This is a genomic window from Microcoleus vaginatus PCC 9802 (assembly GCA_022701275.1).
Classification (GTDB): domain Bacteria; phylum Cyanobacteriota; class Cyanobacteriia; order Cyanobacteriales; family Microcoleaceae; genus Microcoleus; species Microcoleus vaginatus_A.
In genome coordinates this window covers 4,579,693-4,595,764 of the sequence record CP031740.1, presented here as the reverse complement: position 1 = coordinate 4,595,764, position 16,072 = coordinate 4,579,693, and the positions used below count along the sequence as shown (strand labels likewise).

The 16,072-nt window shown below is 48.9% G+C and carries 8 protein-coding genes and 3 pseudogenes; 5 read left to right on the top strand and 6 right to left on the bottom strand.

Going from position 1 to position 16,072, the window contains the following annotated elements:
• The first annotated feature begins 645 nt into the window (after nt 1-645).
• The 3 genes and pseudogenes from D0A34_18695 to D0A34_18685 all read left to right on the top strand — a co-directional run bounded on the left by D0A34_18695 (nt 646) and on the right by D0A34_18685 (nt 4,275).
• A pseudogene (locus D0A34_18695) lies at nt 646-1,485 on the top strand (VCBS repeat-containing protein).
• Nucleotides 1,486-2,301: 816 nt separating this feature from the next.
• A pseudogene (locus D0A34_18690) lies at nt 2,302-3,816 on the top strand (peptidase C11 clostripain).
• Between the two features lie 78 nt (nt 3,817-3,894).
• Nucleotides 3,895-4,275, top strand: coding sequence for a hypothetical protein (locus tag D0A34_18685; GenBank protein ID UNU22367.1), 381 nt, complete (start codon nt 3,895-3,897; stop codon nt 4,273-4,275).
• 261 nt (nt 4,276-4,536) lie between these two features.
• Here D0A34_18685 and dprA read toward each other — a convergent pair whose 3' ends face one another.
• From dprA to D0A34_18670, 3 genes are all read right to left on the bottom strand, one after another.
• Nucleotides 4,537-5,688 (bottom strand): DNA-protecting protein DprA, encoded by a 1,152-nt coding sequence (dprA, locus tag D0A34_18680; GenBank protein UNU20638.1) that lies wholly within the window; start codon nt 5,686-5,688, stop codon nt 4,537-4,539.
• A gap of 180 nt (nt 5,689-5,868) precedes the next feature.
• On the bottom strand, nt 5,869-6,552 hold the full coding sequence (locus D0A34_18675; GenBank protein ID UNU20637.1) for a YdcF family protein: 684 nt from the start codon (nt 6,550-6,552) through the stop codon (nt 5,869-5,871).
• Nucleotides 6,553-6,596: 44 nt separating this feature from the next.
• On the bottom strand, nt 6,597-7,244 hold the full coding sequence (locus tag D0A34_18670) for a hypothetical protein (GenBank protein ID UNU20636.1): 648 nt from the start codon (nt 7,242-7,244) through the stop codon (nt 6,597-6,599).
• Nucleotides 7,245-7,324: 80 nt separating this feature from the next.
• Here D0A34_18670 and D0A34_18665 point away from each other — a divergent pair, with 80 nt between their 5' ends.
• Complete coding sequence (locus D0A34_18665) at nt 7,325-7,987, top strand: hypothetical protein (protein UNU20635.1); 663 nt, start codon at nt 7,325-7,327, stop codon at nt 7,985-7,987.
• A 140-nt stretch (nt 7,988-8,127) separates the two neighbouring features.
• Here D0A34_18665 and D0A34_18660 read toward each other — a convergent pair whose 3' ends face one another.
• Nucleotides 8,128-8,883, bottom strand: coding sequence for a DUF561 domain-containing protein (locus D0A34_18660; protein ID UNU20634.1), 756 nt, complete (start codon nt 8,881-8,883; stop codon nt 8,128-8,130).
• An 81-nt stretch (nt 8,884-8,964) separates the two neighbouring features.
• Nucleotides 8,965-9,768, bottom strand: coding sequence for a creatininase family protein (locus D0A34_18655; GenBank protein ID UNU20633.1), 804 nt, complete (start codon nt 9,766-9,768; stop codon nt 8,965-8,967).
• A 182-nt stretch (nt 9,769-9,950) separates the two neighbouring features.
• Between D0A34_18655 and D0A34_18650 the strand changes: the two are divergent.
• Nucleotides 9,951-15,303: pseudogene (locus D0A34_18650) on the top strand (PAS domain S-box protein).
• A gap of 385 nt (nt 15,304-15,688) precedes the next feature.
• On the opposite strand, the gene D0A34_18645 reads toward D0A34_18650, so the two are convergent.
• The gene (locus D0A34_18645) at nt 15,689-16,012 is read right to left on the bottom strand and encodes a hypothetical protein (GenBank protein ID UNU20632.1); all 324 of its coding nucleotides are present in this window, start codon (nt 16,010-16,012) and stop codon (nt 15,689-15,691) included.
• Between the last annotated feature and the right edge of the window lie 60 nt (nt 16,013-16,072).

Below are 16,072 nucleotides of genomic sequence, written 5' to 3'. Positions count from 1 at the left end.
ACCAGGCAACCGACTGCAGATGTGAGAATTGATTTGCGTAGCAGCAATGAGGCAGAGGGAGTAATTTCAACCGAATCGATTACCTTCAATTCTGTTAATTGGAATCAGTGGCAGCCGATTACGATAACGGGTGTGGACGATCGAGTATTTGACGGCGATCAGACTTATCAGATTGTGAGTGCCCCTGCTGTCAGTGCGGATAGTGGCTACAACGGCCTTAACGCACCGGATGCCACTGTTGTTAACAGGGGTAACACCATACCGCCATCTGAGGAGAGTTCTTCAGATTTGGATTCTGACACTGCTGCTAACCCAGGCATCACCGTCTCCCCCACCAACGGATTAATCACCACTAAAACAGGTGGCAAAGCCAAATTTACCCTCGCACTGAATAGCAAGCCGACGGCTCCTGTTACGATCGGTTTGAACGTTTCTCCTCAAAATCCCACAGAAGGTAGCCTCTCTACTCCAGGAGTTACCTTTACACCTGACAACTGGAATATTCCCCAGGAGGTAACGGTAAAAGGAGAGGGTGGTACTTTCTCTGCTGCTGCTAACCGACCTTACACGATCGTTACCGCCCCTGCCATCAGCACTGACAGCAAATACTCAGGTCTAGATGCCTCTGATGTCAGTCTCACCAATATGTTCGTTTATGCCGATCCCTACAATCAATATCCTCAGATTGTCGTTGGCCCAACAAACGAGTTGATTACAACAGAAGCAGGCGACACTGCTAATTTCAGTGTTGTGTTGACTCAGCAACCTATGGCTGATGTTGTCATCCCAGTCAGCAGTGACAACCCAGCAGAAGGAACTGTTTCTGTATCGACGCTGAAGTTCACTCCTGATAATTGGGATATAGCTCAGACTGTCACAATCAAGGGTATTAACGATAATCAATCTGATGGCGATCGTCCCTACAAAATTATTCTTGGAGAGGCTATAAGCAACGAATCTGCGGACAGTGGCAGTTCTTTTGGCAGTGCCCGGTACTCAGGTTTCGATCCTCAAGATGTCAGCGTGACTAATCTCGAACGCAGTTACACTTTCAACAAAATCAATACGGAAATCTCTAATGATTTCAACGGCGGAGCGATTAGCGGTTGGGGAGACTACAGCGGTGATGGGAAACTGGATTTTATCGCGTCGGGCCGCCCTAAGCCACTTAGCAGCTTCGGTAGCTCTTTTGACTTCACTGGTACTTGGCTGTACCGCAATAGTGGCAGTACCTTTACCGCTGAAAGCGGCGACCCAAGTTGGGAGTCAGCTTCTGCTGCATCTTGGGGAGATTACAACAACGACAGCCAGCTAGATTTTCTCTTGCAAACAAACGGAGGCAAATACGGAACACCATCCAGTCTCAAATTGTTCGGCAACAATGGCGATGGCTGGAATGGATCTACGATCGAGTACATAAGTCCCAATAATAGTAGTTCGCCAGCATGGGGAGACTACAACAATGACGGCAAACTGGATATCCTGAAAGCCACCCAACAAAGTATCACGACTGAAAATGCAGACGGTACGTTTAGTACGCTGGAAAACGCAAGCTTACTGTATCGCAATACTGGCAAGAGCGATATTGTTTTGACGGCAGATATTACTACCCAACTCCCCGGTGTTCTCAACGGTTCGGCTGCTTGGGGGGACTATAACAAGGATGGCAAACTCGATATCCTGCTAACGGGCGATAGTGTTTCAGGCAAAATAGCTAAGGTGTTTGGCAATACTGGCAGCGGCTTTAGCGAAGCTTTCGCTTTGCCCGGTGTTTCTAATGGTTCGGCTGCTTGGGGAGACTATGACAATGATGGCGATTTGGATATCTTGCTGGCGGGTAATTCAGATTCTGGCAACATCACTAAAGTTTACCGGAACACAGGCAGTGGCTTTAGCGAAGACACGACTGCCGCCTTGCCCGGTGGTAGTTCCGCAGCTTGGGGAGACTACGACAACGATGGCAAATTCGATATCTTGCTCGACAGCAAAGTGTACCGCAACACTGGCACCGGCTTTAGCGAAGATACCAGTGCTGGAGTGACTGGTGACGGTCAGGGATCTTGGGGAGACTACGACAGTGACGGCAAATTGGATATTTTGCTGGGCAACCAAGTGTACCGCAGCAATACTGCGATCGCGAACACTCCACCCACCGCACCCACAGGGCTATCGGCCCAGCCAGACGGTCAAAATGTTACTTTTAATTGGAACCCAGCAACAGATGCTCAAACTCCAAGTCCCGGTTTAAGCTACAACCTGCGAGTTGGCACTACGGAAGGGGGCATAGATATTCTTCCCCCCATGTCTTTGAACAATGGAACTCGGCAAGTTGTTGGGTTGGGGAATGTCAATCAAAACACTCAATGGCAACTCAAAGACTTGCCTCCAGGGACATATTATTGGAGCGTACAAGCGATCGATGCTGCTTGGGCGGGTTCAGAGTTTGCCACAGAAGGCAGTTTTACAGTTGGCAATCGCCCGCCAGAAGAGAAGATTAGTTTAGGTGGGAGGTACAGTGAGTTTAACCAAGCCATCAAGGATGTATATACTGACCCCGACGGCGACCAGATTTCCTACCAGTTAACTCTACTTGATGGCAGTCCTTTGTACAGCTACCCATACTCTAGCTGGCTCGGACTTGAATTTGACTCCCCGACAAACGAGATCCGGTTCATCGGAACTCCCCCAACCGGCGCGCAACCTTTTCGGGCAAAGTTAATCGCTACAGACTCTTACGGTGCTAGTAGCGAACAGATTTTCACGGTAACAACTTACCCCGGAACCGATCGCTGGGTAATCGACGGCTACATAGACGGTGCAACTGTCTTCCTCGACGCCAACAAAAACGCCGTCCTTGACACCAACGAACCATCCACCACAACCGACACAGGCGGTAAATTCAATCTCAACATCCCCTTCGAGACTTTCGACACCAACAAAAACGGAGAAATCGACCCATCAGAAGGCAATCTAGTTGCGATTGGAGGCACTGACACCGCCACCGGATTACCCCTAGAAACACCCGTCACCGCACCCCCAGATGCGAGTGTAGTCACCCTCCTAACCACCTTAGTCGCCGACTTAATCGACAAAGGAATTGAACCAGAAGAAGCCCAATCTTTAGTCAAAGCTGCCCTTGGACTCCCCGCTGAAGTTGACCTGACTAGCTTAGATCCAATAGAAGCCACCAATAACAACCAACCTGGTGGCGTCCAAGTCTTAGCAGAAATGGTGAAAGTCCAAAACTTCATCACTCAAACCAGCGCTTTGATTGACGGTGCTTCCAGTGCAGCCAATAGCGATATTGTCAAGGCTGTTGTCAGTTCAATTACCAATCAAATTCAATCGGGTACAGTCTTAAATCTCAGCAATGCAGCCGCTTTAGAACCAATCATTCAGCAAGCTGCCACTAAAATTCAGCAAATAGACCCCAGTTTCAACATTCAAACTGTCAGCCAAATTACCTCGCAAGCTGCGACAGTAATGGCAACAGTAAATCAACGCATTGATGCGGCTGTCTCCAACCCAACAGCAACATCAATTCCTGAATCACTTGCGCGCCTCCAACAAGTAGCCTTGGGCCCAACCACTCAAGACTTCAAAGAAGTTGGTACCGGAAATAAACCAATTTCCCAGGTAGTTGCTGACAATACTGGTACTGCTTTAGATAGCAGAATTGAAGCTGTAATATTGCCGGCTGGGATTGCAACTCCTGTTGTCAGCGGTGATGCAGATTTGGGCAGCAATTCTCCCAATTCAATTCTCGGTACAAATGGCGACGATATCCTGACTGGCGACAGCGCGAATAATGTGTTGATGGGGATGAGGGGCAATGATTCCCTCGATGGAGTTCTGGGGAATGACACTATTTTCGGTGGCAAAGGTAGCGATACAATCTTGGGAAGTAGCGGTGATGATGCCTTGTTTGCCGGTCGCGGTGCTGACATTTTGAATGGCGATGATGGTAATGATATTCTTTACGGAGGTAAGGGAGATGATTTGTTGAATGGCGGTTTGGGAAGTGATAGTTTAATAGGAGGAATGGGAGTAGATAAATTCCTACTCTCTACGAATTCCGGTACTGATACGATTACTGATTTTGAAGTCGGTAAAGATTTGTTAGTATTGGGTAACGGGTTGAGTTTCTCGCAATTGACGATTAGTCAAGATAGCGGTGCAACTTTAATCCGGTTGGCACAAACAGGGGAGATTTTAGCTTCTCTCAATGGTGTTTCTGCTAGCAGTATTAGTGCGGTCAATTTCGGATTGATTTAAAGGTTCGTAATGAGGACTTTAGTCCTTATTATTCTTCAGTCTCTTAGAGACTGACTTCGTTTGTATATATGCGGTTTCAACCGCTGACTATCAAGGCCTTGATCCCCCCTAACCCCCCTTAAAAAGGGGGGGACAAGAATCTTCTCAAAGTCCCCCTTCTTAAGGGGGATTTAGGGGGATCTGGCCTCGGCGGTAAACGAGAGATAAAGAGGGTTTTAGACTTAAGTTGACACCAATGGCCTAAACCGTATTACTTACAAATCAGCACCGCTGATATCGCATTCCTGGTAACTGCGAAACTAATCCCAACAATTCCAACTGCAAAAGTATACTAGAAACTCTTCCCGCTTCTAATCCCGCTGCTTCCACAATTGTATCAAAAGAAATAGGCCCAGATACGATCGCACTTAACACCTTAGCCAATTCCGGCTCCAACGGCGGCCCTTGCTTCTCAACCGTCGGATTTGGGGGAAATAGCGACAACTGCTCGGCTCTATCCAATTTTGGCATAGCGCCGAGCATTTCCAACAACCTGTCTTCGCTTAACATTCGATCGCTATTTGGCAGAATCGGATGAGCACCTTTACTCAGCAATTCCAAACAACCAAAAGAACGCTCATCATCCAATCTGCCCGTCAAAACATACACATCCCGGCAAAAATCATTCGCTTGATAAGCAGTAATTAAAGCACCCGATTTATGCGGAGCTTCTATCACGATTGTAGCGCGGCTTAAGGCAGCGATTATGCGGTTTCGGCGCGGAAAATTAGTTTTATTCGGTTGAGTGCCGGCGGGATATTCGCTAATTACCAATCCCTGCTGCAAAATGCGATCGCACAACCTCTCATTTTGTTTAGGATATACAATATCTACTCCCGTCCCCACTACTGCAAAAGTCCTTCCTCCCGCCTCCAAACAGCCTGTATGAGACTCTGTATCAATGCCCGCAGCCAATCCCGAAACCACAGTAAAACCGCTTCTAGCCAAAGCCGTACTAATTTTGCGACTCCACCTTCTGCCGTATTCCGAAGGGCTGCGAGTGCCAACCATTGCCACTGTCGGCGTAATTCCTTGATTCTCTTTTACATCAACTAAACCACGATAATACAACACTGGTGGCGGATTTGGAATTTCCAATAATAAGCGGGGATAATCTGGATCGGCGGGCGTCCAAAAACAGGGATTTTTTATAAGATGTTTTTCGATAAATTCTTGGGGATTGAGTTTACTGCGTTCTTGCACAATGGTTTCAATTATCTGCTTCCCAAACCCTTCGATTCGCATTAAATCTACTGGTTTTGCCGCCCAAGCTTCTGCCAGACTATTGAAATTATGGTGCAATCTTTGCAACAAAATCGGCCCGATACCGTTAATTTGCGACCAGGCTAACCAGTAAGCGCGTTCTTCTAACAACGAGTTGCCCTCAACTTATCTGAGAAGGATTTTATCATTTTTGGTGTGATTATGGTAGGAAAGGGCACTGCCTTGTCCTGTCTTTCTACAGATTTACAACTGCTATACAAATATTTTTTTACGAACCGCGAAGGCGCTAAGAACGCGAAGGGAATTAAGAGGGAGGTTGATAATTACTGGCTAGGTTTTCCAATCTACAAAACGGGCATAAATATAAGCAATAATTTCTCCGATTACTGTCCGAAAACCTTCGCTCGATTTCCACCATTCTTGTGGGTTGTAATCTTGCGGTTCCGCCGCTATAATCCCGACTTTAATCTCAGGATTCAGCACTTCTTTGAAAACAATCCAACTTCTGCGGGCGTGAGGGCCAAAGGAATAAAGATTAATTGAGTTAACTTTTAAACCTGAAGTAGAAAACCAATCCCGAAGTGCGATCGCAGAAGCAGCCGTGCGGTGTTTCAAAACATTCGCCGCTGGTACTGCTACTAATTTGTTTTTATCAAATCCTAGCGCAATACAAGTCGCGGCGGTCAGTTCGGCATAATTTTTATATTCAGCCAGATAGTAGCCTTTACTTAAAGGAACTCCTGTGGTAATTAATTGGCTGTATTCGCCTTTTTTGAATTCGGCGATCGCACTTTCGATCGCATAATCGGGCAACCAGCCTTCGACAACCAATATATCTGCTTTAATTGGCGCATTTACCGCCAAAAACGGATGGATATTTGTGAGAATTAAGAGCATTGCTATTATTAATCCCATCAGAGCAATTACCCAGCCTTCCCTGGTAACTGCCCACATTTCTCGGCGGCGGATTAGACTAATTTTGATTTGGAGTTTTCGCAGTGTTGCAAATTTCATATAGCAGATGTTGAAGGAAGAAGAGCCGTCTTCCTTCTTCTATACTATTGGTGTTTCAGATACTCAAAAACGCTTTTATCCCCGATATCCTGTGGCATCGGTTGAAAAAACTTGCGTACAGCAAAGATGATAAACAAAGTCGCCCAAACGGCTAGCAAAAGTTGTTCATTTTCTGCTGATAAAAAGCCGAAAATATGTCCTAAAATTAAGAGAGGAACTCCCGGAGTCAAAAACTTAGTTTCGAGGCGATTAAAGCAGAATGCTTCCTTAAAATAAATGCCATTTAAGGCGGCAAAAGTAAAGCCAATTCCCCACAACGTGGCGGGATGTTCGTACACTGCTAAAGCTAGAGGTTGGCTGCTTTGTAGGGCGACAAACAATGCTGCCGCGCCGCCGATCGCCCAAAACACCTGTAGTGTTCGGTGCAGCGCAATCATGTAAATGTGAATAGTTGCTAAGCTGACGCCTAAAGCTATCCAGAAACAAGCAAAAACAGGCGTTACAGCTTGGATTGCAATCGGGTTGTCGCCCTGTTGCAACACCAGAGTAGTGCCGATCGCAAAACACAGCGCCGCTACCCCCAATCCAGCGCGGTAAATCAACACTCCCGTGCGATCGTTTTGAGTAATCGTAAATTCGCCGAATTGTCCTTGATAGACTGGCGATTCATCAGGCGATTTCAGTAGTTGCATAATAGCTTCCTCCTATCAGACACGAATGTACTTCTGCCAAGATATACTTTATTGATAAACCGAGCCAGCGAGACCGAGCGATGCCTAAACTTAACCAGCCTAAAGTTAACAAGTCTAAAGTTAACAAGTCTAAAGTGGACGATCGCCCCGATCAAAGCCAATCCCTTCCTTCACAATCCGAACTTCCTCCAGTTCAGCTTGATGAAACCATTGTAGCAGGCAGAAGACCGAAACCGCTAAACGACTTCCAGCGCCTGCTGGCGGAAGTTACGGAATTGAGATCGGGGTTCGATCCAGAAATGTTAGCGCATATCGAGAAAAATATCCCCTTTAATATCAAGCAATTTGAAACTAAAATTAGCAAGATTTTGGGGTCTAAAAATATTGATTTCAACCTAAAAAATTTAGTCAAATATCTAGATTACATCAAGCAAAATATTCAACTACCCTGCCACGTTACCGGCATTGAAGAGTTTGAATGGGAAGAAGAATATACAATGGGTTCCGGCAGTAAAAAAGAATATGCAAGGCTCAAAAAAACTCAACCTTCTTATACTGATAGATTCACAATTAATCGGTTGGAGGATTTGGTGGTTCAGGAAGAAGGCATATTTGTGGAAGTGCAGCGCATCGGCGATCGCCAAAAGTTTATGTTGCCTTTATCAGAGTTAGAATCAGTTGATGTAATCTCCCGAAACAATCAGTTATTAGATGATTATGCCGTGTGGTTTATCAATTATTAAGGAAAAGTGGAAAAGTGGGGGAGGGGAAGAGGGGAAGAGCGGGAGAAGGGGAGAGTGGGAGATGGGAAAAATCTTCCTTCTTCCTTCTTCCTTCTTCCTTCTTCCTTCTTCCTTCTTCCTTCTTCCTTCTTCCTTCTTAATTAAATGGAAGCTGGTAAGTGCGATCGCGAAACCAAAGCCAAAGCTTCAACCAAACTGCGAACAGCCGCAATCATCGCCACTTCGCTATTAAGTTGGCTGACAGCAGAACCGACACCAACGCCCGCAGCACCAGCTCCAATAGCGAGGGGTGCGGTGACGCTGGAGATACCGGAAGCGCAGAGTACGGGGACGGATACGGCGCGGGAAATTTCAAAGGCTGCGGCCAAAGTAGGCGCTGCTTTTTCGATTAATCCCAATGTGCCGGCGTGAATTGGTTGAGCGCTGGTACCACCTTCGGTTTGGATGATATTAGCCCCAGCTTTGACTAATTCAATTGCTAACTGCACTTGTTTGTCGAGTGCCAAAATGTGGGGAACTGTCACAGAAAGAGTGATGTTGGGAAATAGCGATCGAGTTTCGCGAGTCAACTGCAAAACTTCCTCAGCTTCAAAGCGGCGACCGACTGCGTAGAAAGCATCAAAGTTGCCAATTTCAATCAAATCAGCGCCAGCTTCTACCGCAGGCACAAACTTTTCCGGTTCCACAGCCGATACACAAATTGGCAAATTTGTCAATTGTTTTGCCATCAACACCAAATCTTGATCCGCAGCAATATCGACAAAGGAAGCACCGCCGAGATCCGCTGCTTTGACGACAGCCGCAACGTTTGCGGCATCAAAATTATTTAAACCGCTGATAATTTTCAGGGCGCGACCTTGCTCAAAAGCGCGCTGCAATTTAGAATTTACACTCATCGTTAGTTTTCCAACTCAAAAAATTTCTTAGACTCATTTTGACACGGATTAGAACAAATTTTGATTTTTAATTCTTAATTTTTAATTACTTCCCGGCTGTCGAAATTTGTAAACATCTTTGATAACTTGTGCCCAGCCGTCAGAGAGAGATTCGAGAATACGAGATCCCTTTTCTTTCGTTGCCGCCGTCGCATCGCCCAACACACCGCTTTCCGTCAACTCTCGCGTCAGCCAAGCAAAAGGCAAATTGCCTTCCATACTCAGCAAACTGTCGATCGGCAAATTTTTCGGATATTCTGTAACAGCCAGTTCCATGTTTACCTGCGACGGCAAAATTGCCAACATCAAACTCGTTTCTGCATCACCCGCGTGAATCCCAAACTCCAACTCCTTCGCAGTTAATAATTCAGCAGCTACATTCGGAACCCGCCAAACAAACAGCGGAAAAACCGAAAAATCTTGATATTTTTGATGAATATCGCGCGCCGCAATTTCCATCACCTGCGGCTGTCCGCCGTGAGCATTCATTAACACTAATTTACGAAATCCAGCCTGATAAATACTGTCAGCAATTTCACTGATTACTGCTAAAAGTGTCTGAGCACTGAGCATAATTGTACCGGGGAAATGGCAGTGTTCGTTCGACTTGCCATAGTACAAAGGCGGCAAAGCATACGCGGGAATATTTGCCTCTAACTTTGCCAGCGCTTTGCCTGTCACCGCCGCGCTAATTGCCGCATCTACAATTAAAGGCAAATGGGGGCCGTGCTGTTCGAGCGCACCTAGCGGCAGAATGATCACAGTATTTTCCTTATCCGGCATAGACTGAATTTCTGTCCAAGTTAGATATGGAAAAAAACGCGATTCTGGAATAAAATTGTGCATAAGGTAGCGACAAGAGTAAAAGCAACCAAGGCAATCAACTAACCTGACAACTAAAAAGTAATTCCCAAGATAGATACCTAATTCGGTCTCTCGGTAGATGCTATAATTTATAGCAGATGATTCAACAGGGCGCTGATATACGCTCGCCAGCTCAGACCGAAAGACGTAGAGACGACTAATTGATGGAAGCTTGGCAAACCCCACCAACTAATTTAACCGACATTCCGATCGCCGATGAACTGTCTCGCCGCATCCCTCGATCGCACGATCAAAAAGCAGAAAACCGAGCGCTGCAAACGCTGGCTAGACAATTGGCAACCTCACCCGACAGGCTGCTCAAAACACTGGTTGCGATCGCTAAAGATTTGTGCGACGCAGGAAGCGTCGGAGTCTGCTTGCTAGAAGAAAATGCAACTTCCGAACAAATATTTCGCTGGGAAGCCTTGGCGGGAGCGTGGGAAGCAGCAGAACATAGAAACACACCCCGCAAATTGCGTTTGTCGGGAATGCCGATCGAGCACCAAACTCCGCAACTTTACTTCGCTCCAGAACAATACTTCACCGACTTACAGCAGCTAGAATTGCCGATCGCCGAAGCGTTAGTCGTGCCACTGCAAGCAGAAAATCAACCGCTGGGGGCAATATGGATTGTATCTCACGATTCCGATCGCCAATTCGATGCCGAAGACTTGGAGATCGCGGTCGCCCTAGCAGACTTTGCCGTTGCCGGCGTACAAATCGATCGCGCCAATCAAACCAAAGAAGCTTTGCGAGAAAGCGAAGAACGCTGGCAGCTAGCCTTGCAGGGCAACAACGACGGGATTTGGGATTGCAACCTGCAAACAAATTGCCAGATCCTGAGCGATCGCTGTTTAGAGATTTTGGAACGTGGGCCCGAAGAAGTCAAGGACTTCAGCCAATTTTTGAGCTACATTCATCCCGATGATTTGGAGATAATGCAAAGCACTTGGCAGCAGCACTTGCATCGAGAAACCTCACATTACTGCTGCGAGTACCGCGTTCGCAGTCGGGACGGGCGCTACAAATGGGTTTTAGCCAGAGGGCGAGTAATTTGGGACGAGTCAGGCAATCCCCTGCGGGCCGTAGGTTCCCTGACAGATATCAGCGAGCGCAAACAAACTGAAATTGCCTTGAAACAAAGCGAAGAACGTTTGAGCGTCGCCATCGAAGGCTCAGGCATGGCAACCTGGGATTTTGACGTGCGAACACATCGAGTAATTTGGTCGGCGACCCATTTCAGCATTTTGGGCTGCGAACCGATACCCGGCGAAGCAAGCGCGACTGTGTGGGAAAACTGCGTGCATCCAGACGACTTAAAGCAAGTCATGCAAGCAGCCAAAACAGCTCGACAAACGAGATCGCTCTACTCGCCCGAATACCGGATCATCCGGGCAGACAACGGAGAAATCCGCTGGTTGAGCGCGTTCGGGCGCTATCTCTACGACGCCGCAGGGGAAGCAGTGCGGTTTATCGGAGTATTATTTGATGCTACCGATCGCAAAAAGGCAGAACTCGCGCTGCAAGAGAGCGAGCAAACCGTGCGCCGTCAACTTCTAGAGATAGAGTCGCTCTACCAAACAACTCCCGTGGGTTTGGCCGTTTTAGACACAGATTTGCGGTTCGTGCGGATCAACCAGCGGTTTGCCCAAATGAACGGCCTGGCCCTAGAAATGCACACCGGCCGCACCCTGCGCGAAATTGTCCCCGAGTGGGCAGACACAGCCGAACCTTTGTTGGGCCACCTTCTAGATACCGGACAACCGATCCGGAATTTTGAACTCACCGGTGCAACCAGGGATCAACCCACTGTGGTTCGCACTTGGCTCCACAATTGGTGGCCGCTCAGAGACAGGGGCGGAGAGATTGTCGGGATTCATATCGTGGTACAGGAAATTACCGATCGCAAAATGGCCGAACTCGCCTTGCAAGAAAGCTACAACCGTTTCCAATTAGCTACAACGGCGATCGACGGCCTGGTGTTTGAGTGGGATTTGGCAGCAAACTCCGTTTACCGTTCCGAGGGACTGTCCTCGATCGTCGGTGTCCGCCCAGACGATGCACCGACAACACCAGAGTGGTGGAGAGAACGCATCCATCCCGCCGATGTGGCGCGCCTCCAGCCCACGCGGGAATCACTCTTGACTACTGGCGATCGCTACCAAGTCGAGTACCGAGTCCGGCACGAAGACGGGCGCTGGATCGATGTTTGGGAGCGCGGCTGTTTGATCCGCAACCAGCAAGGTGAAGTGACCAAAATAGTAGGCTTCACCAGTAACATTACCCAGCGCAAACAAGCAGAAGCTGCACTGCGCGATCGTGAAACCCACCTGGAGTTGATTCTCGACAGCGCCAAAGACTACGCCATCTTCACCCAGGACCTCGACGGACACGTTACCAGTTGGAACGCAGGCGCGGAGAGAGTGCTGGGCTATACCGAATCTGAAATCGTCGGGCAGCACGGACGACTCATCTTCACCCCAGAAGACTCTGCAGCCGGAAAGCCGGAACTAGAAATGCACATCGCCCTGACTCAGGGAAAGGCAGTAAACGAGCGCTGGCACGTCCGCAAAGACGGCAGCCGCTTTTGGGGCAGCGGGACTGGTGATGCCCCTGCGCGACGCAGCCGGCGAGGTGCAAGGTTTCCTGAAAATCATGCAGGACAAAACCGAGCGCCGGCAAATAGAAGAAGCACTGCGGCAAAGCGAAAATCTCTACCGCACTCTCGCCGATGGCGTCCCGGAATTAATGTGGATCAACACCGCCGACGGCAGGTTAGAGTTTTGCAACCAACACTGGAAAAGCTACACGGGGATGATGCCAGAATTGCCGCGGGCTGCGCCGGTGCTGCAATTATTTCATCCTGAGGATGTGCCAGCAGTTGTCGGCACGCGCACCAAGGCTATTGAAGCAGGGGAAGCCTACGAATTCGAGTGTCGGGTACGCAGCTTTGATGGTACTTACCGCTGGCATCTAGCGCGACTTGTGCCCGTCAAAGACAGGGGGGGCCAGGTGGTGCAATGGGCCGGGATCGGCATTGATATTGACGATCGCAAACGAGCAGAAGAAAGCTTAGCAGAAAGCGATCGCCGCTTCCGCTTCCTGGCTGAGTCCCTGCCCCACCTGATTTGGAACGTAGACTCCGCCGGGGGAATTCGTTTTACCAATCAACAAAAGTGGTCGGAATATCTGGGAATGTCTTACCAGGAAGCCTCTCAAAACAACTGGGAATCTCTAGTCCCGCCCTCGGATTTGGCAGAATCTTGGGCCCGCTGGGAAAAATGTCTAATCACCGGAGAAGTTTATCAACTTGAGCTGCGCCTGCGGCGGGCAGCAGACCAAATGGAACGCTGGCATTTGTCCCGCGCCGTGCCAATTCGCGACGCAGGCGGCCAGGTTGTCGAGTGGATCGGCACGAATACCGATATTCACGATCGCAAACAAGCCCAACTCAACGAGCAGTTTCTCGCAGATCTCGAAGTCCGCTTGCGACAGCGCTCTAACCCCGCAGAAATGTTGTGGGAAGCGATGAAAAGTTTAGGAGAATATTTAAAGGTCGATCGCTGCGTGTGGCACGAAATCGATCTAGAAGCCGACCTAGTAATTGTCCAGCAAGACTGGCATCAGTCCGACCTTGCCAGCGTCGTCGGCACCTATCAAATCTCAGACTTTAAGACGCCAGAACTGAAAGCTCTCTCTATCGCAGGTCAAACAGTTGTCATCTCAGATATCGCTAATCACCCCCATACAACGCATTTGGTCGATAACTACGGTGCCGTGTCGATTCGCGCTTTGGTCGATGTTCCCTGCCTTCAGGAAGGGCGCTGGGTGGCTCTTTTGGTGGTGACATCAAAGGTGGTTCGGCACTGGCGGGCCGATGAAGTTTGGCTGATGCAAGAAGTGGTGGCGCGCCTCTGGACGGTGATCCTGCACGCGCGAGCCCTGCACGATCTGCACGAAAGCGAGGCTCGGTTCCGCGCTCTAGCTGACAACATCGCTCAGTTGGCCTGGATGACAGATGAAACCGGCTGGATTTTCTGGTACAACCAGCGGTGGTTTGACTACACTGGCACCACCCTAGAGGACATGCAGGGCTGGGGCTGGCAGCAGGTGCACCACCCGGAACACGTCGATCGCGTTGTCGAAAAATTTAGGCGCTGCATTGAAACAGGCGAAGCCTGGGAAGATACTTTCCCCTTGCGCGGCACAGACGGATCTTACCGCTGGTTTCTCTCCCGCGCCGTGCCGATTCGCGACGAGCAAAACAAGCTGCTGCGTTGGTGTGGCACCAACACTGACATTACCGATCGCAAAGTTGCAGAAGCCGAACGGGAACGCCTTCTAGCGCGGGAAAAGGAGGCGCGGGAAGAAGCAGAACAGGCTAACCGCGTCAAAGACGAATTTTTGGCTGTTTTGTCCCACGAATTGCGGACTCCCTTAAACCCGATTCTGGGCTGGACGAAGCTGCTGCGATCGAACGTTCTGACACCGGAAAAGCAACGTTATGCCTTAGAGACGATCGAGCGCAACGCCAAACTGCAAACCCAGCTTATCGAAGATTTGCTCGATGTGTCGGGGATTCTGCAAGGCAAGGTCAGCTTGAATATTGCACCTGTGGATTTAGCTGGGGTGATCGGCGCTGCTATTGAAACGGTGCGTCTGGCGGCCGAAGTCAAGTCGATTCAAATCAGCACTCAATTTGCACCGAATCTCGGCCCGGTGTTGGGCGATGCGGGCAAACTTCAGCAGGTAGTCTGGAATTTGCTGTCAAATGCCGTCAAGTTCACCCCGCCAGGAGGCAAAATCCAAGTCGTTCTCGATCGGGTGGACACGAACGCCCAAATTACTGTAACTGATACTGGAAAAGGTATCGAACCTGATTTTCTGCCCTATGTATTCGACTACTTCCGGCAAGCTGACAGCACGATGACGCGCAAGTTTGGCGGATTGGGTTTAGGATTGGCGATCGTCCGCCATCTCGTCGAACTCCACGGCGGCACGGTGAAATCAGACAGTCCCGGCGAAGGAAAAGGTGCAACCTTGACCGTCAGGATACCTCTGATGCCCATCCAATCTCAGACCACTCCTGCGGGAACTGCGTCCCCGGACCAATCCTTCAATTTGAACGGTATCAGCGTGTTAGCGGTGGATGATGATGCCGATGCGCGAGATTTGGTGGTTTTTCTGCTTGAGGATTGTGGGGCAAGTGTTACAGCAGTTGCTAACGCCTCCGATGCCTTGGCGGTTTTAACTGAGTCTGTGCCGGATTTGCTGTTGAGCGATATTGGAATGCCCGACACCGACGGTTATATGTTGCTGCGGCAGGTTCGGGATCTAGGGCCAGACCAAGGGGGACGGGTTCCCGCGATCGCCCTCACAGCTTATGCTGGAGAAATTGACTATCAGCAGGCCATGGCTGCGGGGTTCCAGCGGCACATTTGTAAGCCCTTAGACCCCGACAAGTTGGTGCAGGCGATTTGGGAGGTACTCGATCGTTCTGGCGAAAATATTTTTTAAGGTTTTTTTGTGTAGGAAAAGTCTTTATTTAATGAACCGTGAAGACGCAAAGAACGCGAAGGAAGAAGCGAAGAAGAAGGGAAGAAGTTAATAATCTCAAGTCCGGTTATATCTGAAATATTGCACCATGCTCAATAATGATTTTATTGACTGGCTAGGAGCAATGGCCCACGAGAAAATTCACTCTTTGTGGAACAGGGCGGAAAGCCTGTTCATCAAAATGGTGCAATAGGTCAGATGTAACCAATTTAATCCTCGCTCGATCGCGCATCATCTCAAACAAAAAAACCTCACCGATGGAGGTTTTTTGATGATTATTCGTGATCGTCGGACAGGTTAAAACATCCTGTCCCTGCATAATGCCCACAGCACTAAGACTCAATTCTTAGCGGTAGTCAGTGCGCGCAGCGGGCTCGCGATCGCTCGTTGTAGTGGTAGAGCGGACATTTTCTTCGCGTTTGCGGGGAATCAAACCCAACAAACCAGACAAGCCTAGCAATCCCAACCATCCCCAATCAAAATCGCGATCGGTTTCAGCATTGTAGACATCGGAGCCAGGAGTGGTGGTGGTTGTAGTGCTGTTAGTACCGGAAGTTGTACCGCCAGTTGTATCTGTCTGAGCTGAAGCAGGGAGATGAGCAGGTGCTAGGGCTAAACCAGCAGCTATAATACCTGCACCGATTGCTTTGGATAAATCAGAACGTTTCATAATTCAACTCCTCTCTGTTGGCTAAAATCTTTAACTATCAAAACTATATCGATCGGCGGA